Origin of the sequence: Corallococcus sp. bb12-1, from assembly GCF_026626765.1 — a bacterium.
Lineage (GTDB): Bacteria > Myxococcota > Myxococcia > Myxococcales > Myxococcaceae > Corallococcus > Corallococcus terminator.
On the sequence record NZ_JAPNJZ010000036.1, the window covers coordinates 16,366 to 33,682 of the forward strand.

The window sequence follows — 17,317 nt, forward strand, 5'->3', positions numbered from 1 at the left end:
GCGAAGAGGGAGAGGAAGGAGAGGAGGAGGACGCCTACGCGCAGCTCAGCGCGGGCGAGGAGGTAGCCAGCGAGGGCGCCAGCCAGGAGGAGGCGAGCGGGGCTCACGGCAAGACCTCCCCGTAGACCTGCGGCCGCAGGTGCCCGGCGAGGTACAGCGGGTGCCTGGGCTCCCCGGCGGCGGTGAGCGCGAGGGCGTGCACCGGGCGGTACCGGCGCAGCAGGGCCAGCACGGCGGGGGCGCGCTGGGGCACCAAGCGGTGCGCCCCCCATGCCCCGACGACGAGGGCAGCCTCGCTCGCGGCGCGCTCCAGGGCCGCGTCGTTGAGCGGGCCCACCGCGTCCTTCGCCGGCATCAGGTCCGCCGGGTCGGTGGCGCGCAGCGCGAAGAGGTTGCAGAGCGTGAGCGCGCCAAAGCCCCACGCCTGGGCGAAGCCCACGCAGCGGCGCAGCGTCGGGTCATCCTGCTGGCCGTCGGCGATGGACGGATTGAGCATGACGAAGAGGACGCGCGGCGCATTCTCGTCCGTGGTCCAGCGGCGCCAGAGGCGGTACCGGTACAGGCCACACTCGCTCAGCTCGGCGCCAGCATCCAGGTAGCGAGGCGTCATGAGATGCCCTCCCCGCTGCCCGGCAACGGGAACATCAGCCGGGCCACCTGCTCCAGCTTCGCCACGTCCTCTGCGGAGAGCCCGTGCGCGTGGATGAAGCTCACCAACGGCTGGGACAGCGCGTCTTCACCCGCGCGGGGTTCCGACACCAGATCCGCCACCGTCGTGCCAAGGGCACGAGCGAGGGCCTCCAGCATGGGCAGGCGGGGGTGCCGCTCGCCGCGCTCCACCATTGAGACGAAGGACACGCTGATGCCCGCCACCTCGGCCAGTTCCTCCTGCGTCATGCCCCGGCCACCGCGCGACTGCGCGCGCAGCTGCCGCACGCGCGGGCCCACCAACGAGTTGGCGGCGCTCATCGCGACACCTCGACCCGGCGGAACTCCACGCGCCAGCACCAGGGGTTGGCGTCCCAGGACTCGGGGCCGTTGAGCGAGCGCCAGAGCGAGGCGAACGACTCCCGGGCCGTCAGGTGGTAGGAGACGCTCTCGAAGGGTGGGGAGGGCTCGTAGTTGAGCCATCCACACGACTCCGGATGGCGCTCCACGCCCTCCGCTTGCGCGTCCTCCTCGGTGATGTCGTGCAGCCGCTCGACGCGCACGCTCCCCACTTCCAGCGTCAGGCGCGAGGCCCAGCGGGGCATGAAGAGCGGCGTGACGTTGCCGCGCTCCGCCGCCCGCGGCATGGTCCACTCGTTGGGGACGTCGCGGTCCGCGAAGAAGCGCTCAGCGCCATCGGCGCGGTAGGTGATGGAGACGTCCCCACAGTCGCAGGCGTCCATCCCGTGCGAGTGGGCTACGCAAGGACGCCACGCCTCCTTCACCCAGAGCCGCTCCCCGGGCTGCCCGTAGGGGCATCGCAGGCCCATCTTCTCCGCGACGGTCAGGTGCCCCACCGTGCCGCAGGGGACGTGCAGACCGTTGTCGGGACGGAACTCCCACACCGTTCCGCCATCGTGCGGCGCGTTCGGTGCCGGCTGGGGCTTGAGCAGCCTCCGCGTGACCGTCTTCCGGCCGTCCAGCAGCGCGCGGACCATGTCGGCAGAGAAGAGGATGGGCCGCTCTCGGACGGCGGACGCGCTCACCACAGAGGCCGCGCTACCCACGGGACACCTCCGGCATCTCGTCCCAGGTGCGCCCATCGAGGACCCGGCCAGCGGCCTTCTTTCCCAGCGCGAAGAGCGTGTGGACCTCACCACCCACGGGCAGCGGCTCCGTGGGGAAGGCCACCTCCGGCACCCGGCACTGGCGCGTGCTGTCGGGCGGCATGCCCTCGGGCACCGTCTCGTACAGCGCATCCGCCTCCTGCTCCGTCATCGCGCAGTAGGGCTTCCACGCGCCCCACTGCTTGAAGAAGAAGCACGTACCGGCGGCGACGCACTGGTCGCGCAGCCGCCGCGCCCAGACGGGGTGCATGGGCCGTGCACCAGGGCCGGACTCACCGCCGCCAACGACCCAGGCGATGCCCCATGCCCACCGGCCACCTTCGTGCGGGATGCGCGGGTCGGGGTGTTGGAGTTGTTCCCCACGGTTCGTGTGGAGGGTCGGCTTGAGGTATTGCGACAGTTCCAGCGGGCCCAGGAGCGGTTCACACGACAGCCACCGCACCGCCGCGGGCGTGCGCAGCAACTCCGGGATGCGCTCGTCCGCGCGCTGCTGGTCCTCCACTGACACGCCCAGCCACACGTTAGGCAGCGGCCAGCGCAGTTCGCCGGGCTCCAGCTCGAGCCCGCGCCGCGTGGCCTCCATCGACGCGATGGACAGCACGAGCCCCTTGAAGTCCTCGCTGCCCACGGTGCGCGCCATGACGGCTGCGCGCTTCGTCAGGACCTGGAAGGTGTGCCGGCGCGCGAGCGCCATCGCCGCGAACACCCGGGCGATGTCCTTCACCTGGAGCGACTCGTGGAAGAGGTCGCTCATGCTGTTGACGAAGACGCGCCGGGGCTTCCGCCAGCGGAGCGGCTCGGCCAGCTTCTCCGCGTCGAGCACCACCTTGCCCGTCCACCGCGGGCCAGCTGGAGTGCTCTTCACCAAGTTCTCGTAGGGCTGGCCCGGGCCGGCGAGCCGGATGGCCATGCGCTCCGCGTAGCAGCCACCCTTGCGGTTGCCGGAGGTGCCGCCACCGCAACCGGGAGAGACGCGGGAGCAGCCACGCGTTGGGTTCCACACAACGTCCGTCCACTCGATGCTCGTGTCACCCATGGCGCTGCACCTCGTGCTTCGTGGAGAGACCGCCGGGCAGGACGCGCAGCTCGGGCCGGCCGGTGGTGGGCGTGGGGCGGGACTGGTGGCGCTCCAGCAGGTTCAGGAGCGCGGTCGCAGCGCGGATCAGCGCGGTGGCGCAGAGGACGCCAAGGGCCCGGAGGACGTCACGCATGGCACGCCCCCTCTCCCCCTGAGAACGCGTCCACCAGCGCGGCCTTCGCGCGCTCGTGGAGGGACCACTCCCGCTTCAGCGCCTTCCGCCAGAGGCGCCAGCAGAGCTTGTCCTTGCAGGTGGCGACGGGCCGGTCCTGCAGCTCGTTGAGGACCTCGCGCCGCGTGCGCGGCGCCCAGCACACCGCGCAGCGCGCCTTCAGGCTGGCCTCCGGCACGTCCCCGGGGCCCGGCGGCGTCTCGCGGAAGAGCCGCGTGCGCAGCAGCCCGCGCTCGTGAGGGGGGCAGTCGCGCAGCAGGGCGCGGACGTGCTCGCGGCGCTGCTCCGGCGTGGGCAGGCGGCTACCCATGGGGCACCTCCGCGAGCTCCGGGTGCGCACGGAGGTACGCCTCGGCCACGGCCTCGCCCGACGCGGTGAGGCAGGAGGAGCGGTGCACGAACGGGGTGCGCGTCAGCAGCCGGGCCTGCTCCAGCCTGTCGAAGTAGTCGTAAGCGGCCGCGGTGTTCGACCAGCCGAAGCGCTCACACAGGTCGCGCGCGGTCGGCGCGATGCCGTTGCGCTGCCTGTAGACATGGACGTAGGCCAGCACCTCCCGCTGGCGCTGCGTCGGGGAGCCCCCGGAGGGGCCATGCTCGGGAGGGGGACGAGGGCAGCTCATGCGGCACCAGCCTTTCGGGTGCGCCGATGGGGTTTGGCCGCGCGGCGCGCGCGGTAGAGGGCACCCAGGTGCGTCGCGAGCTGGGCCACCTCCTTGGGGGTGTTCTGCACGTCCTTCCAGCGCCGGGCGCCGGAGGGGAAAGCCCACTCTCCGGACGTCCAGGCACAGGCATCCGCGACCAGCGACAGCTCGCCCTCGAAGTCACGCTGCGTGGGCGAGGCGTTGCCCTCCTGCGCGAGGAACTGGCAGGCGGCGTCCATGAGCAGACTCAGCGCGCGCACTCCGGCGCCGTGGGACAGGCGCGACTCCTTCGGCTGCCGCGCCCACGCGTCCGGCCAGGTGCTGGCGACGGCGGCCCACCACAGGGAGACGCGCGCCACCATGGCGTCCACGCCTTCACCGGCACGCTCCATGTCGAAGAGGGCGCCGTCGGCCAGGCTGTCCTCCAGCGCCTGCATCATCGACGTGTCCTTGATGACGGCTGTGTGCCCCCCCTTGCCCTCCTTCCCCTTCGCCGCCGGGCACGTCTGGGTGATGAGGAGACCCTTGAGGCTGCTGCCCTCGTCCAGGTTGAGCCGCGCGACGAGCTGCGCCGGCAGGCGCTTGCGCTCCAACGCAGCGGGAAGAGCACCGTGCGTCGACGGGAGCAGTTCGTGGATGAGTCCCTTGGGCAGCGGCTTCGTGGAGTTGACCAGGATGAACTGCTCCGCCTGCTGGCCCACGTCGTCGGTGATGAAGCCGGTGCACGCCAACGGGAAGGACTCCACCGCCGCGTCGCGCACGGCGGCCAGGCGCTGCTGGCCGTCTACGATGAAGCCCGGGGCGTCCGGCGCGTCCGGCCCCACCGCGCGCGGGATGATGAGGTGTCCGTGCCGAGCGCCCCCGGTGGCCTCGGACAGCGGCTCGAAGCGCGCGCGCGAGTCGAAGGCGAACACCACCGCGTTCGGCACCAGTGCCGCAGCGCTCTCCATGTACGAGCGGATGGCAGCCACATGGGACAGCACCTCGGGGCGCTGGTAGCCCTCCAGCACGCCCGCGCGCCGCCGCACGCGTGACACCGTGGCGAATGCTGGCACCTGCTTCCCGTCCACGGCGAAGAGGTAGAGGCGACGCCCTGCCGTCTGCTCCACCTCCAGGGCGGGGAGGCGAAGCGGAGCACGGGCGGCAGCGCGCACGCGCCGCGCTTCGCAGAGGATGCGCAGCCGGGCACCCTGGCCAGCGCCCTTGAGGGGCTCCTTCACCGTCCAGCCCGCGAGCGACGACTCGGCGAGCGCGTCGTGCAGCGGCTCCGCGTACGAGCGGCCAGCGTAGACGAGGACGTCCACGGCGCCCGCCGGGTAGAGCCGCGTCAGGGACTCCAGGAGGAGGCGTCCCCAGGCGGCGGAATAGTCCCGGCCCTGCCCGCGGAAGGTGAAGTCGTAGGGCTCCACCCGCGCGGCCAGCGGCAGCAGCCCGTGCAGTGCGGACACCACGTACACGTGGCTCGTGGTGGCCTCCGCCTCCGCGAAGTGCGCGCGGAACAGCGGGCCCGTGTAGAGGTCCCGCGCGGGCGCGGGGTGCGTCAGCTTCGCCTTGCCGCAGCCCACCAGGGCCACCTGGATGGGAGCGCTCATCGCGTGGGCCTCCGGGTGATGACGGTGTTGCAGCTCGCCGCGAGCGCGCGGAGCCGCCGCTCCAGGTCGTCGGCATTGAGCCAGGCCGCACGCCGGTCCGGATCCCAGACGCTGACAACGGGCCCGCTGCGGTCGCACAGCGTCACGCGGACGCCAGGGCCACTCCCAAGCGAGGTGCGCGTCATCACCGCGGGGTGGCTGGTGGTGGTGCTCACGCAGCACCTCGCACCGTCTCCGGGGCATCCCCGGCCACGCGCGCCACGAGGGCGGTGCAGTTGTCGCGGCTTCCGCTGGCGAGCGCGGCGTGCACCAGGGCCTCGGCGGCCACCTGGGCGGAGGCTGCGTCCTCCAACACCGCAGCGAGTTGCGCGTGCGACAGCGTGTCGTGCACGCCGTCGGTGGAGAGGAGGAACACGTCCCCGGGGAGCACCGTCGTCGCCAGCACGTCCGGCTCCGCGTCGTCGCCCAGGCCGAACGCGCCCAGGTAGCGGACGAGGACGTGCCGGTGGATGCGGTGATCCTGGGTGAGCTGCGTCAGGCGGCCCGCACGCAGCAGGTACACCCGCGAGTCGCCCACGTGCGCCACCACCGCCACGCCCGACGCCGCCAACAGCACCATGGTGAGCGTCGTGCTGCCGTTGTAGTGGCGGGCCACTTGGTCCCGCACCACCTCCGACGCAGCCTCGGCAACGGCCGCGCGCGCCACGTGCCCCAGCTCCGTGGCGGACGAGGCGCTTGCCTCCAGCACGGCCACACGCAGCACCGTCGCGACCGCCGCCTGGGCGGACTTGTCGCTACCCTCGTGCGAGCCCACGCCGTCCGCGACGGCGGCCACCAGCCCCCCGCCGTCCACACGATGCCCGACGGCGTCCTGCTGGTAGTCCCGCAGCCCCTTCTCGGAGCATGAGCCCACGTCGAAGGCGGGGCTCATCGGCCACCGCCCTTCTTGCCGCGCCGAGCCTTGGCGTTCGGCGCGGTGGACGAGGGGTTCTTCGCGGCGACCGCCTGCGTTGGCAGCCGGCAGAACGCGTCGCAGAACGCCTCGTACGCGTAGTTCCCCTTCCCTGTTGAGGATCCAGAAACGACCCATCCACCGGGGACGCGCTGGAAGTGCAACGTGAAGTTGTCGGGAAGACGGGACTGCTTGGGTGTCGCCGCTTTGCGGTTGGATGGCATGACGTGCTTCTCCTGGTCGCGCCCGGAGGTGCGGCCGGAATGAATGGGTTCGGGGCTACGGGTGGGCGGTGCCGGCCGCGCGGTGGAGTGCGCCAACGGCGAGATGGGCGGGGTTGACGCTGCGGGCAGCAGGGGCTGCAGGTCCTGCTACGACTTGGCTGGGAAGAGCCGTCGCGCCACGCGCCACAAGGCCACGGCAGCGCTACTGAGGGCTCGCCCTCATGGCATCCAGGCACGCGGTGCAGTGCGTCCAGGGATGGGGGCCATGTCCGGCCTGCATGTGGAGGTAGTTAGCGAGCCGCTCCAAGACGTCCACAGCGGCGAACGCGGCGGCCTTGGCCGCATCGCGCTCTGCTCGCCCGGAGCCCCTCGTCATGATGCCCAGTGACTGCCGGATGACATGGGCCGGCCCGACGGGCCCGGAACTCCCATCGGACTCCCACGCCGCTGACCCACCCCCCGTCACCTCACGGTCGTTGCGAGGTGATTTCGCCCTGATATAAGGGGCTTGCAGCGCTTCGACCCCGTAGCTCAGTTGGATAGAGCGGCGGTTTCCTAAACCGCAGGCCACAGGTTCGATTCCTGTCGGGGTCGCTGTCCACCCCCCCCGGACCCACTGAGGAAATCAGGGGTCCGGGGGGAGCGGACACTCAAGCTGTAGGGCCGTGGGAGTTCTGGCGGGGTTTCGTCTCCCGGCCGTCTCCCCGAAAACCTTCACCCGCACTTTCCACCGCACGGTTGGCGGGTGGACGGCGCGACCACCGGCAGTGGGCTCTACGCCTACAAGGCGTTCCGCGACGCCTTGGTGAGCCTCGCGGAACAGGACGTCGCCGCCACCGGGCAGGCATCCACGCCGCCGGATGCATCCAGTCAGAAGAGAGGTGCCCGGTGAAGGCCCGCCGGCAACGACTCCTCACCACGCCCTCCTCCCGCTGCGCCGCCCACCTCACCAGGCACCTGCCGTGCGTCTGTCCATGTCAGGGCAGGAGGGCATCGGGCGCCGACCTTCGGCAAGACCGACGGTCGGGCGCGGACCGGACCGATGGGGCCATCCACTCCGGGCTCATCGAAACTCCGGGGATTCTTGGAGTGGTTCTTGCCCTCATTCGAGGGGGCAAAACCGGAAACGTTCCTCAGAGTCGAGGAGCGCTCAGGCTGCGCGTCGGAGCGCGACGCAACCCGCCTCCAGCCGGCGTGCGGCGGCCTCGCAGTAGCGCTCCTCCCGTTCCACTTCCACGGCCCGGCGACCGAGCTGCTGCGCCGCCGGTGCCATGACACACCAGGACGCCCTGCCCGCCCTGAATGATTCAATCAGCCATCAACGACCAATCACAATCCGAACGTCCATGAGCGTGCCCCGATTCGTATAGTGTTTCCCACCATCATGCGCCCTCTACACATCACCACCCCCCTGCTCCCGCACGACGCGCTCTCAGCTGCGCTCGGCAAGGCCGTACTCCTCAAGATGGAGAGCCTGCAGCCTTCCGGTTCTTTCAAGCTGCGCGGCATCGGAAGGCTTTGCCAGCGGGCGGTGGAGACCGGCGCGCGACAGTTCATCTGTCCCTCCGGTGGCAATGCCGGCTTCGCCGCAGCGGTTGCCGGGCGTGCCCTGGGAGTGCCCACCACCATCCTGGTCCCCCATTCGACACCGGAGTCGGTGCGTCGGCGGATTGCCGCACTCGACGCGGCGGTGGTCGTGCACGGCTCCGTCTGGGACGAGGCCAACGAAGAGGCCCTGCGCCGATGTGGCACCGGGGAAGCCGTCTACGTGCCGCCGTTCGACCACCCGGACATCTGGGACGGCAACGCCACGCTTATCGACGAGGCGGTGGCCCAGGCCGAGGATGGCTTCGACGTGGTGGTCTGCGCGGTAGGAGGCGGCGGACTCATGTGCGGGGTGCTGGAGGGGCTACACCGCAACAAGCTGGCGCACGTGCCGGTCATCGCCGTGGAGACCGAGGGTGCCGCTTCACTGCACGCCGCTGTGAACGCCGGCAAGCTCGTCACCCTGCCGGCCATTACCTCCATCGCCACCACGCTTGGCGCCAAGCGCGTGGCACCCGCGGCCTTCGAATGGACGCGCCGCCACCCGGTCCACAGCGTGACCGTGAGCGATACGCAGGCGCTCGATGCGTGCCTGCAGTTCGCCGATGACCTGCGCATCCTCGTCGAACCCGCCTGTGGCGCCGCGCTCGCGGTTGCGTACCAGGGGCTCGACGTACTGACCCCCTATCGCCGGCCCCTCCTCGTGGTTTGCGGCGGGATTGCAGTGGACCTGACGAAGCTCGTGGCGTGGCGCGAGGAGCAGGCCTCCCGCCGAGCGATTGCCAAGGATGTGCCGGCGGGCCCCTGAACTGCATGGCGAGCAGCACGGCGCAGATGGACTTCTTCACGGCGCCGCGCCCCGGACTTGCCCTCCTCCAGCACCTGCTTCACCACCCGGGCTTTGAACTCCGGCGCGTACTCCCTGCGCTCTCTTCTCGGCATCGTCGTGGACATCCTCCGGTGTCCACAAACCCGGCTCTCCCGCCCTTTGATCTTGCCCGGGCTGCTCCCGCTACGGACGCACGGCCGCCAGGATGTAGCGGGGCAGCAGCTCTTCCCGGAATGTCTTCCAGATGTTGAACTGGCCGTAGTTGCCCCCTGTGAACATCACCGTGAGCTCCAGCTCCGGGATGACCATGACGTACTGGCCGCCGTTGCCGCCCGCCTCATACTCCGCGTAGACGCGCTCACCGACACGCACTTCGTGGCGCCACCACGCATACCCGTAGGTCCGGTCCGGGCTCATGACGGAGTGGCGCGCCACGGAACGCTCGACCCAGCGCTTGCTGACCACGCGTCTTCCATTCCACACGCCGCCCGCGAGATAGAGCTGGCCCAGCTTCAGCGCGTCGCGAGGGCGCGCGTAGAGGCCACCGCCCAGGTACGCCTCACCATCGGGCATCAGGTTCATCGCATAGCGACGGAACTGGAGGGGCGCGGCCACGGTGCGCTCGAAGTGCTCGGGCAGCCACGTCCCCGTCGCGTTGCGCACCATGCCGCCCACCAGGTTGATGCCCGCCGAGCAGTACACCGCCTCCGCGCCTCCTGGCGCCCGCCCCATGGGCAGGTCCAGCGTGTACGTGTACCAATCCATCTCCTGGTCCTGGAGGCGGTTCTCGCTGCCCGGGGAGTCGTCGTTGTTGTCGTCGCAGTCGAGCCCCGACGTCATCGTCATCAGGTGCTCCAGCGTGAGCTGTGACTTGCGCGGGTCCATGGGCGCGGCGCTCTTGTAGGTGGGGAACAGCGAGTAGACGGGCGTCTGCGGTGACAGCTTCGCGCCCTGCTCCATCGCCGTGCCCACCAGCACCGGCGCCAGCGTCTTGGACGCGGAGCGCAGGTCATGCAGGCGCTCCTTGTCGAAGCCTTGGAAGTACTCCTCCACGACGAGCTTGCCCTTCCGGGAGATGAGCAGGCCCTGGATGAGCGGCCCCGGCGTGGGGCCCGGCTCCGTGTCGAGGATGCGCTGCACCAGGGCGGCAATGGGCGCCAGGTCCATGCCCACGTCCGCGAGGGACGCCGTCGCCCAGCCGTCCTGCTCCGCGAGGGGCTGACGGTAGGCGTAGGGCCCCGACGCGGGCGTGCGCGAATAGAGCCCCACGGCCTGGTTCCGCTCCCGCTTCGTGAAATGGATGGGTCCCAGGAAGAGGATGGGCACCGTCAGCCGACCGAAGCGCTCGTCCAGGGTGCCCTCGAGGGTCGTCGGCCCCCGGGGGTCCACCAGCTTCACGGCGCTGCCCGTCATGGAGACGTTGAAGGCGAATTGCCGACCGAAGCCCTTCTCCGGGTCTCTCAAGTACGCGCCGAGGGAGCCATCCGGCCGCGCATGCACGACCAGGTAGAGCGTGAGCCGGTCCGCCCACGGAGTCACCGTGCCCCGCCACACGCCCTTACGCACTGCGCGCAGCTCCACTGGCGTGGCGTACTGCACGCCACCAACGACGACACGGGGCTGCACCCAGTGGCCCCGGACGAGCTTCCCATCGGCGCTCGGCGTTCCACGAAACGTCCCCTGCCCTCCCGGCAGGCTCAGCGTGAGCGTGTTCTTCTCCAGCCGCCCGGCGCCCTCGAAGCCGGCGATGTTCGCCCGCCACACGTCGCCCTCCTTGAACACCGTGAGCTCGCCCTGGACCTCGGGGCCGTAGGCGGCCTCCCCCACCCAGACGCCCACCAGCCGCTTCGCGGCGTCCTCCGGGGACGGGATGGGAGCATCCGCCGCGTGGGCGAAAGAGGAGACCCAGAGCAGGGCCAGCAGAGCTCCCAGCGGGACGTGGGACGTGGGGGACATGGTGGGAGTTCCTGGTGGAGGAGCGAGGGGGGTCGCCGCGTCCTCGCCCTACGGGGAGCCCTGGAGATCATTGCCACCCACCTGCACGAATCCTCGAGGAAGCGGACCGCGGCACGAAGCCCGGTGCGGGGGGAGCGCTGCTGCGCCGCGAGGGGCTGTAGTCCTCGCGTGGCTACGTCAGCCCCGTCGAGTTCGAGAAGGCCGCCTCACAGGTGCCGTTGGCTGCGTAACCCACCTGTCCACGAAGCCCGGGCAAGCTCAGTCCTCCACGCCACGGTGTCAGTGCACCTCCGCCTGATACGCAGCGACGCCCAAGTGAGCACATCTTGCACTTCAGGAGCGCGCTGAGTACCGCCAGGTCCAGACGTGAGTCGCAGCGAGCCATGGGACCGCCTGGAGCCTGCCCTGTGGAGAAGCGCTGGCACGCCAGACAAGGACAAGACAGTCGTCCATCGTAGGAGAACAGCCATGTACGCGACGGCCATTCGGATCCCGGTCTTCGGGGAAGCGGAATCCAAAACCATCATTGGTGGCCTCACCCGGATCCGCGAAGAGATGCGGCCGGAATTCGTGCCAGGCCTCATCCAGGCCCTGCTGTTCCGTGATGAGGGCAAGGGCGCCATGCTCATGACCTTCTGGCGCACCCGGCTGGACATGGACGAATTCATGCAGACACCCGCCGGAAAGTCCTCCTCCGAAGCCATGACCCGGCTCCTCACCCAGCAGGGCGTGCAGCTTGAGTCCTATTACGCGACATGGCAGGCCGTTTCGGGCGAACCGATGCCTGCCGCTTCGATGCGCCGTTAGCGAGCGGACAGGAGAGCCGAATGAGCAGCGTACTCAAGGGCGAGTGGAGCGGCGTCCTCAGCGACGCCGAGGGATTTCAGGCCAGGGCCACCCTGGTCCTGGACGGCGACACATCCATCCAGGGAACGGTCAGCTATACCCTCATCGGGACACACGAGCCCGGTCCCGAACAGCGGGGCACGGTCCAGGGCAAATCGGCCGGCGACCAGGTCCAACTGGAGCTGAAGCTGGAAGGCAGGGGCGCCGTGCAGTTCCGCGGCGAGGTGGCGAAGGTGAAGCATCACGCCAGGGCCGCGCTGCTGGGCACCTATCACGTCGCTGGAACCCAGGACGAGCCGGTGTCAGCCGGCGTCGCCATCTTCTGGCAGTACGCCAGCGAGAACCGGGGGGGCTGATGGCGACATTCAAAACTCACACCGAAGGAGGAAGCTGGACGGGCGGCGGCACCGAGGTCCCGAACTGCAACACCGCTCAGCAGGCAGTCCTCAACACCGCCATGCTCCGCATCGCGCGGGTGCTGGGAGGCTGGAACCTGCCGTGCCTGATCGCTGTTCGTGATCGGCTCCAGGACCGGCTGAACTGCAGCCTGGTGATCGACTGCCCCGGCTGCACGAACCTGGACGGGTTCACCGACAGCATCGGGTCGGCCAACGTCTCGCTGTGCAACACGGCGCTGGGGGGCACCCAGGCGCGCGCGACCGCCGTGCTGTTCCACGAAATGGTCCACTCGGTCGGAGGCACCGAGCTCGATGCCGAGGCGCTGGAGAACCACTTCTTCGGTGGCAATGGAGCCACGTTCCCGACCAGCGATGACTTTCCAAAATTCCGCGGGGAAGGAGGGGCGTTCGTCATATGGGACGAGGCGACCGGCAACGTCTTCGAGCGGTGCGTCGAGGGAGGCTCGTGGAACAGCTCGCCGACAATCACCCAGGGCGCGCAGCTCAACGTGAACTTCCCGGCGCCCCCCTCCACGGGCGGTGGCGGCGGCAGTTGGATCTAGCGGCCGACTACTTCGCGCGGCACCAGAGCGCCGATGGATACTGGCGTGACTTCCAGACCCTCGCGGGTGAGAGCACCGAGTGGGTGACGGGCTACTGCGCGGCGATTCTCGCGCACCTGCGGCTGGCACCCGAGCCGCTGGAGCGTGCGACCCGGGCCCTGGTGGGCAGCGCCCGGCGGAATGGCGGCTGGGGTTACCATGCCGGTGTCCCCACCGACGCGGACTCCACCGCCTACGTGCTTCACTTCCTGGGAACGCGCCTTCCCCACCATGCCGTGGTGACGTCCGGCCTGGACTCGCTGGTTCGCGCGCAGGCCCCCGCCACCGGCGGCGTGCCGACGTACTGCTCGGCGGCGCCCATCCGCCAGTTCATGGGCCTGCCCGACCACTTTGAAATCCAGGGTTGGTGCTCGCCGCACGTCGAAGTCACGGCCGCGGCGGGGCTGGCCTTCGCGCAATCCTCCAATCATGCCGCGCATGCCAGCCGGGCCTGGAGCTTCCTGGCGTCCCGGCAGCGCGGCGACGGCCTGTGGCACTCCTATTGGTGGAATACGCCTTTGTACCCTACGAGCCTGGCGTGCCGGCTGGGGCTCGCCCTGGGCGCGATTCCAGCCGTGCGGCGCGCGGCGGCCAGCGTGGCCGCGTGGCAGGCCCGGGAGGGTGGCTTTGGCCTGCGAGCAGGTGACCCTCCCTGCCCGTTCGCCACGGCGCTGGCCGTCCAGGTCCTCCGGTCCGCCGGGGCCCACGATGGAGCGCTCGCGCGGGGATGCAGGTGGCTCGCGGACCATCAGCAGCCCGATGGGGCTTGGGACAGCGAGCCGGTGCTGTGCATCCCGCACCCCGAGCGGCTCGAGCCAGGCCCCGGAGATCCCTGGCGTGTCGACGCGCTGGGAACCGGCGTGGTGCTCCGAGATCAGCATCGCCTGTACACGACCGCGACGTGCGTTGCCGCGCTGGGAACGGAGCCGGTCGCATGACGGTCGCACCGGACGATGAGCGCGCCACGGCGTATGTCTCCCGCCTGCGAGCAGCGCTGTCGGCCGAACTCCGCCCAAGCGGGCTCCTGCTCGACCCCGGCCGCTACACCCGGCTCCGGCAGGACCTCATGGTGGACGGGGGTCGACTGTGGCACGACCTGACACTCCGGACCGACCCTCACGTGAACCTGGACACGCTCTATCGCGGCCTTCCCGCCGCGGGCGTGTCGCCACTGGCGCTGCCACGGGTGCTGGGGTTCGGCTACGCGCAGGGCCTGGCCCTGTCCGAGTGGCTGCTGGGCACGCCGGACGCCGCAGCGGCGACGCGCGCAGCCTGGTTCAACTTCGGCATCGTCCTGTTCGACGCGGTGTGCGACCACCTGCCTGCCGAAGCGCGACAGCTTTCGGACCTGATGGGCCCCGGCGGGATGGAGCAGCTCCTGTGCGGCCGCCGCCCTGAATTCCAGCCGGCGGAGCACGTCATCGTCCGGTTCCTGCAGGGCATCGTGCTCCGCTACTTCACCGAGTTGGAGCTGGGCTCGGCGAGCGCGGCGTTCCGCCAGGAGTTCGCCACGGCGATACAGCGGATGCATGAGGCGGAGACCTGGCTCACGCTCCGCGCCACCGAGCCCACGTCCCTGGCCCGCCTGTGGGCGAGGCTCCGCGCCAAGAGCGCGCTGCCGATGTGGACCATGGCCCTGACATGTGCCCGCCATGATGACGGAGCATGGAACAGATTGATGGCGGAGCGGGCTTCGGTGCTGGCCGCCGGGCGGGCGCTGTGGATTCTAGACGACCTGATCGATGCCCATGAGGACCGTCAGGCCGGCGCCTGGAGCCGTCCATGGCTGCTGCTGCGCCGCGAGTCCGGCAGCGACGCGAGGGACTGGGCCCGGCTGCTCGCGAGCGGGATCATCGAGGCAGAAGCACGCCAGCTCAAGCGGGCGTTGCTCCGTGCCCCGGCCGCGATGCGCGAGGTGCTGCAGGCCACCGTCCACTCCTGGCTGTGCACCCTCCCCGAAAGCGCATGATGCGGAGCTCAACCCTGCGTCGCAGCCTGGGGTGAGCCAGCCCGGATAAGGAACCTGGGGCTACGCATGCACCCGGGGCCGCTTGGGCCAGTAGACGTGGAACGTCGCCCCCGCACCGGGCTCCGATTCCACCGCCACCCGCCCTCCCCGCGTCTCAACGATCTTCTTCACCACCGAGAGCCCGATCCCCGTCCCCTCCACCTTGTCGCGCGCCTCCAGCGTCTGGAAGATGCCCCAGATGCGCTCGTGGAAGCGGGGGTCGATCCCCGGCCCGTTGTCCTTCAGCGTGAAGTCGTAGAAGGCATCCGCGTCCGCGCAGGCAATCTCGATCCTCGCGTCCACCCGGCCCGCATGCTTGAGCGCGTTGCTCATCAGGTTCAGGAACACCTGCTGCAACGGCACCCGCTCCACCTGGAGCGTGGGCATCCCGGCTCCAATCACGATGCTCGCTTCGGGATGCGGCGCGAGCAGGTCCCGGCTCTCCACGAGCAGCCCCCCCACGTCCACCGTCTCCACCTTCTCCCGGGTCCGGCTGACGCGCGAATAGCTCAGGATGCCGTTGATCAGCGCCTCCAGCCGGTGCACCCGTCCCCGGAGCAACCCCATCTGCTGGCGAGTCTCGTCGCTCATCTTGTCCGCCATCCCCTCCTCGATCCACTCCGACAGGCTCGCGATGCCTCGCAGCGGCGCCTTGAGATCGTGGGACGCGACATAGGCGAACTGATCCAGATCCTGGTTCGTCGCCTCCAACTCCTGGGTGAGCCGCTCCGACCGCTGGCGCGCGTGGACCTGCTCGGTCACCTCGAAGGAGATGACGGAGATGCCTTCAATGGTTCCTGACGGGTCGTAGATGGGCTGGTAGATGAAGTTGAAGAAGTAGTCCTGGACCTGCTCTGTACGACGCAGCGGCACCTGGAGCTCGTTGCCGAAGAACGGCTCACCCGTGGCGTACACCCGGTCCAGCAACGGAACGATGACCTCCTTCAACTCCGGCAGCGCTTCACGCAGGGGCTTGCCCACGACGTCCCGATCGCCGACGAGCTCGATGTAGCGCGGGTTCGCGAACTCGAAGACATGGTCGGTCCCCCGCAGCACGCAGATGCCCGCCGGGGCCTGCTGGAAGAGTATCTCCAGCCGCGAGCGCTGCCGTTCGGCCTCCGCGAGCGCCGCCTGCTCGCGGGCCAGCAACCGCGTCCGCTCCTCGAACACCCGCGCGCTGGAGAGCGTCGTCGCGACATGGCCTGCCGCCAGTTCGAAGAAGTCCCGGTACGCGTCATCCAGCGAACGCCGCGGGTTGACCCCCATCACCAGGAAGCCCTGCAGCGTGCTCTCCCCTGAACGGAACAGCGGGAGCACGACCGCCTCCCGGGACGGCTCGGGCCACGCACCTCCGGGCCAGGGGACCTGCGCGTCCGGAAGGTTCACGCGGACGGGACGCTGCGTGCGGACAATCTCAGCGAAGGGCCAGGCGTTCCTCTCCCCCATCCCGAGCTGCTCGGCGCCCGCCGAGAACCCCGTGGAGGCCGCCAGCCGGACTCCGGTGTCGCCGGGCCCCAGCTCGTACAGCAGCGCGAACGACACGTCCGCGACGCCTCCCGCGAGCGACTTCATCACATGCGCACTGGCCTCGTGCACCGTGGCCGTGGCCGTCTGCGCGCCCAGGTCGCGCAGGAGCCGGAGCCGCCGCTCGCTGAGCAGACGCGGGGTCGTCTCCGCGCAGGCGCAGAAGATGCCGCCCACCGTGCCGTCCTCGTTCCAGAGCGGCGCGTAGGAGAACGTGAAGTAGGTCTCCTCCAGATATCCGTTGCGCCACATCATCAACGGGAAGTCTTCCGACCACGTCGCCTTGCCGGTGGCGCGGACGCCTTCGAGCATCGGGCCGATGACGTCCCAGATCTCTCCCCAGCACTCCCATCCGGGTCGCCCCAGGAACTGCGGGTGCTTGTGCGCGCCGAGGAAGGGGCGGTACGCGTCGTTGTAGAGGCGCGCGAACTGCGGTCCCCACCAGATTTCGATGGGGTGCCTGGACGACAGGCAGATGCTGACCGCCGTGCGCAGGCTCTGGGGCCACTGATCCACCGGCCCCACCGGGCAGCTCGCCCAGTCGAACTCCCGCATGCGCCGCGCCATCTCTCCGTCCCCGGCGAGGAAGGGTGCATCCTGGAGGGAGCTTCCGTCCGCGGGGGCGCTGCCTTGATTCACGTCTCGCATGGCACCGCTCAGGGCATCTCCACCAGGGTCCAGTACTTGTTGAGCGTGGCCATCACCTCCACGAAGCTCAGGAACGTCACCGGCTTGAGCAGATAGCCAGCGACGTTGAGATCGTAGGCGTCGATCTTGTCGCGCTCGTTGGCGGAGGTGGTGAGCACCACCACCGACGTCGTCCTCAACTGGGGATCCGCTCGCAGGGCGCGCAGGAACTCAATGCCGTTCATCTTCGGCAGGTTGAGATCCAACAGCACCAGCCGGCGTCCCTCGGGCACCGTCCCGTTGCGCAGCGCCTCCAGCCCTTCCAAACCGTTGGAGGCCACGTAGAGCGGGTTGGCGATGTGGTTCTTGCTGAAGGCACGGCGGACGTTCATCACGTCCACCTCGTCGTCCTCGATGAGCAGGATGTTCAGGGTCTTGTCGCTCTTGTCGCCAACCATGGGAGCGGTCATCCGGATCCTTGAGCTTGTGAGGGCCACGTCTCAAACGCCGCCCTTCTAGCGTTCACATTCCTGCTCCTGGCAACGGAT

The 17,317-nt window shown here is 69.8% G+C and carries 20 protein-coding genes and 1 tRNA gene; 7 read left to right on the forward strand and 14 right to left on the reverse strand.

The window, feature by feature from the left end; all coding sequences use genetic code 11:
• Positions 1–103: 103 nt before the first annotated feature.
• From OV208_RS40140 to OV208_RS40190, 11 genes are read right to left on the reverse strand one after another with little or no spacing between them, the layout of a single operon-like run.
• Positions 104–610, reverse strand: coding sequence for a DUF1643 domain-containing protein (locus OV208_RS40140; protein ID WP_267579268.1), 507 nt, complete (start codon positions 608–610; stop codon positions 104–106).
• Positions 607–969 (reverse strand): helix-turn-helix domain-containing protein, encoded by a 363-nt coding sequence (locus tag OV208_RS40145; protein ID WP_267579269.1) that lies wholly within the window; start codon positions 967–969, stop codon positions 607–609. Before OV208_RS40145 ends, OV208_RS40140 begins: the two co-directional genes overlap by 4 nt.
• Positions 966–1,715 carry a hypothetical protein gene (locus OV208_RS40150; RefSeq protein WP_267579270.1) on the reverse strand — a complete coding sequence of 250 codons (750 nt, stop codon included), beginning with the start codon at positions 1,713–1,715 and terminating at the stop codon, positions 966–968. The genes OV208_RS40145 and OV208_RS40150 overlap by 4 nt, the downstream gene beginning before the upstream one ends.
• Positions 1,708–2,811, reverse strand: coding sequence for a DUF5131 family protein (locus OV208_RS40155; RefSeq protein ID WP_267579271.1), 1,104 nt, complete (start codon positions 2,809–2,811; stop codon positions 1,708–1,710). The genes OV208_RS40150 and OV208_RS40155 overlap by 8 nt, the downstream gene beginning before the upstream one ends.
• Positions 2,804–2,986 carry a hypothetical protein gene (locus OV208_RS40160; protein ID WP_267579272.1) on the reverse strand — a complete coding sequence of 61 codons (183 nt, stop codon included), beginning with the start codon at positions 2,984–2,986 and terminating at the stop codon, positions 2,804–2,806. Before OV208_RS40160 ends, OV208_RS40155 begins: the two co-directional genes overlap by 8 nt.
• Positions 2,979–3,335 carry a hypothetical protein gene (locus OV208_RS40165; RefSeq protein ID WP_267579273.1) on the reverse strand — a complete coding sequence of 119 codons (357 nt, stop codon included), beginning with the start codon at positions 3,333–3,335 and terminating at the stop codon, positions 2,979–2,981. The genes OV208_RS40160 and OV208_RS40165 overlap by 8 nt, the downstream gene beginning before the upstream one ends.
• A complete protein-coding gene (locus OV208_RS40170; protein WP_267579274.1) occupies positions 3,328–3,645 on the reverse strand; it encodes a LexA family protein in 318 nt (105 codons plus the stop codon). The genes OV208_RS40165 and OV208_RS40170 overlap by 8 nt, the downstream gene beginning before the upstream one ends.
• Positions 3,642–5,258 carry a DGQHR domain-containing protein DpdB gene (dbpB, locus tag OV208_RS40175; protein ID WP_267579275.1) on the reverse strand — a complete coding sequence of 539 codons (1,617 nt, stop codon included), beginning with the start codon at positions 5,256–5,258 and terminating at the stop codon, positions 3,642–3,644. Before dbpB ends, OV208_RS40170 begins: the two co-directional genes overlap by 4 nt.
• The gene (locus OV208_RS40180) at positions 5,255–5,473 is read right to left on the reverse strand and encodes a hypothetical protein (RefSeq protein ID WP_267579276.1); all 219 of its coding nucleotides are present in this window, start codon (positions 5,471–5,473) and stop codon (positions 5,255–5,257) included. The genes dbpB and OV208_RS40180 overlap by 4 nt, the downstream gene beginning before the upstream one ends.
• Positions 5,470–6,189, reverse strand: a complete 720-nt coding sequence (locus OV208_RS40185) for a PP2C family protein-serine/threonine phosphatase (protein WP_267579277.1) — start codon at positions 6,187–6,189, stop codon at positions 5,470–5,472. The genes OV208_RS40180 and OV208_RS40185 overlap by 4 nt, the downstream gene beginning before the upstream one ends.
• Positions 6,186–6,434 (reverse strand): hypothetical protein, encoded by a 249-nt coding sequence (locus tag OV208_RS40190; protein ID WP_267579278.1) that lies wholly within the window; start codon positions 6,432–6,434, stop codon positions 6,186–6,188. The genes OV208_RS40185 and OV208_RS40190 overlap by 4 nt, the downstream gene beginning before the upstream one ends.
• 520 nt (positions 6,435–6,954) lie before the next feature.
• Here OV208_RS40190 and OV208_RS40195 point away from each other — a divergent pair.
• Together OV208_RS40195 and OV208_RS40200 are read left to right on the forward strand one after the other, a co-directional pair.
• Positions 6,955–7,028 (forward strand) — tRNA-Arg (locus OV208_RS40195).
• 775 nt (positions 7,029–7,803) lie between these two features.
• A complete protein-coding gene (locus tag OV208_RS40200) occupies positions 7,804–8,787 on the forward strand; it encodes a pyridoxal-phosphate dependent enzyme (RefSeq protein ID WP_267579279.1) in 984 nt (327 codons plus the stop codon).
• A 204-nt stretch (positions 8,788–8,991) separates the two neighbouring features.
• On the opposite strand, the gene OV208_RS40205 is transcribed toward OV208_RS40200, so the two are convergent.
• Positions 8,992–10,764 (reverse strand): serine hydrolase domain-containing protein, encoded by a 1,773-nt coding sequence (locus OV208_RS40205; RefSeq protein WP_267579280.1) that lies wholly within the window; start codon positions 10,762–10,764, stop codon positions 8,992–8,994.
• A gap of 468 nt (positions 10,765–11,232) precedes the next feature.
• Between OV208_RS40205 and OV208_RS40210 the strand changes: the two genes are divergently transcribed.
• From OV208_RS40210 to OV208_RS40230, 5 genes are read left to right on the forward strand one after another with little or no spacing between them, the layout of a single operon-like run.
• Positions 11,233–11,571, forward strand: coding sequence for a hypothetical protein (locus tag OV208_RS40210; protein ID WP_267579281.1), 339 nt, complete (start codon positions 11,233–11,235; stop codon positions 11,569–11,571).
• A gap of 20 nt (positions 11,572–11,591) precedes the next feature.
• Positions 11,592–11,966, forward strand: a complete 375-nt coding sequence (locus OV208_RS40215; protein ID WP_267579282.1) for a hypothetical protein — start codon at positions 11,592–11,594, stop codon at positions 11,964–11,966.
• Positions 11,966–12,571 carry a hypothetical protein gene (locus OV208_RS40220; RefSeq protein WP_267579283.1) on the forward strand — a complete coding sequence of 202 codons (606 nt, stop codon included), beginning with the start codon at positions 11,966–11,968 and terminating at the stop codon, positions 12,569–12,571. The genes OV208_RS40215 and OV208_RS40220 overlap by 1 nt, the downstream gene beginning before the upstream one ends.
• Positions 12,562–13,548: a hypothetical protein gene (locus tag OV208_RS40225; protein ID WP_267579284.1), complete on the forward strand. Its 987-nt coding sequence runs from the start codon at positions 12,562–12,564 to the stop codon at positions 13,546–13,548. The genes OV208_RS40220 and OV208_RS40225 overlap by 10 nt, the downstream gene beginning before the upstream one ends.
• Positions 13,545–14,579, forward strand: a complete 1,035-nt coding sequence (locus tag OV208_RS40230; protein WP_267579285.1) for a hypothetical protein — start codon at positions 13,545–13,547, stop codon at positions 14,577–14,579. Before OV208_RS40225 ends, OV208_RS40230 begins: the two co-directional genes overlap by 4 nt.
• A gap of 60 nt (positions 14,580–14,639) precedes the next feature.
• Here OV208_RS40230 and OV208_RS40235 read toward each other — a convergent pair whose 3' ends face one another.
• Both OV208_RS40235 and OV208_RS40240 read right to left on the reverse strand, forming a co-directional pair.
• The gene (locus OV208_RS40235) at positions 14,640–16,790 is read right to left on the reverse strand and encodes a sensor histidine kinase (protein ID WP_267579286.1); all 2,151 of its coding nucleotides are present in this window, start codon (positions 16,788–16,790) and stop codon (positions 14,640–14,642) included.
• An 8-nt stretch (positions 16,791–16,798) separates the two neighbouring features.
• Positions 16,799–17,239, reverse strand: coding sequence for a response regulator (locus OV208_RS40240; protein ID WP_244238205.1), 441 nt, complete (start codon positions 17,237–17,239; stop codon positions 16,799–16,801).
• Positions 17,240–17,317 lie beyond the last annotated feature (78 nt).

Bases quoted from the DNA above. Each gene is read 5' to 3' on its own strand.
- OV208_RS40140 (WP_267579268.1), bottom strand. From the start codon at position 610: ATGACGCCTCGCTACCTGGATGCTGGCGCCGAGCTGAGCGAGTGTGGC.
- OV208_RS40145 (WP_267579269.1), bottom strand. From the start codon at position 969: ATGAGCGCCGCCAACTCGTTGGTGGGCCCGCGCGTGCGGCAGCTGCGC.
- OV208_RS40155 (WP_267579271.1), bottom strand. From the start codon at position 2,811: ATGGGTGACACGAGCATCGAGTGGACGGACGTTGTGTGGAACCCAACG.
- OV208_RS40160 (WP_267579272.1), bottom strand. From the start codon at position 2,986: ATGCGTGACGTCCTCCGGGCCCTTGGCGTCCTCTGCGCCACCGCGCTG.
- OV208_RS40165 (WP_267579273.1), bottom strand. From the start codon at position 3,335: ATGGGTAGCCGCCTGCCCACGCCGGAGCAGCGCCGCGAGCACGTCCGC.
- OV208_RS40170 (WP_267579274.1), bottom strand. From the start codon at position 3,645: ATGAGCTGCCCTCGTCCCCCTCCCGAGCATGGCCCCTCCGGGGGCTCC.
- dbpB (WP_267579275.1), bottom strand. From the start codon at position 5,258: ATGAGCGCTCCCATCCAGGTGGCCCTGGTGGGCTGCGGCAAGGCGAAG.
- OV208_RS40185 (WP_267579277.1), bottom strand. From the start codon at position 6,189: ATGAGCCCCGCCTTCGACGTGGGCTCATGCTCCGAGAAGGGGCTGCGG.
- OV208_RS40190 (WP_267579278.1), bottom strand. From the start codon at position 6,434: ATGCCATCCAACCGCAAAGCGGCGACACCCAAGCAGTCCCGTCTTCCC.
- OV208_RS40205 (WP_267579280.1), bottom strand. From the start codon at position 10,764: ATGTCCCCCACGTCCCACGTCCCGCTGGGAGCTCTGCTGGCCCTGCTC.
- OV208_RS40210 (WP_267579281.1), top strand. From the start codon at position 11,233: ATGTACGCGACGGCCATTCGGATCCCGGTCTTCGGGGAAGCGGAATCC.
- OV208_RS40215 (WP_267579282.1), top strand. From the start codon at position 11,592: ATGAGCAGCGTACTCAAGGGCGAGTGGAGCGGCGTCCTCAGCGACGCC.
- OV208_RS40220 (WP_267579283.1), top strand. From the start codon at position 11,966: ATGGCGACATTCAAAACTCACACCGAAGGAGGAAGCTGGACGGGCGGC.
- OV208_RS40230 (WP_267579285.1), top strand. From the start codon at position 13,545: ATGACGGTCGCACCGGACGATGAGCGCGCCACGGCGTATGTCTCCCGC.
- OV208_RS40235 (WP_267579286.1), bottom strand. From the start codon at position 16,790: ATGCGAGACGTGAATCAAGGCAGCGCCCCCGCGGACGGAAGCTCCCTC.
- OV208_RS40240 (WP_244238205.1), bottom strand. From the start codon at position 17,239: ATGACCGCTCCCATGGTTGGCGACAAGAGCGACAAGACCCTGAACATC.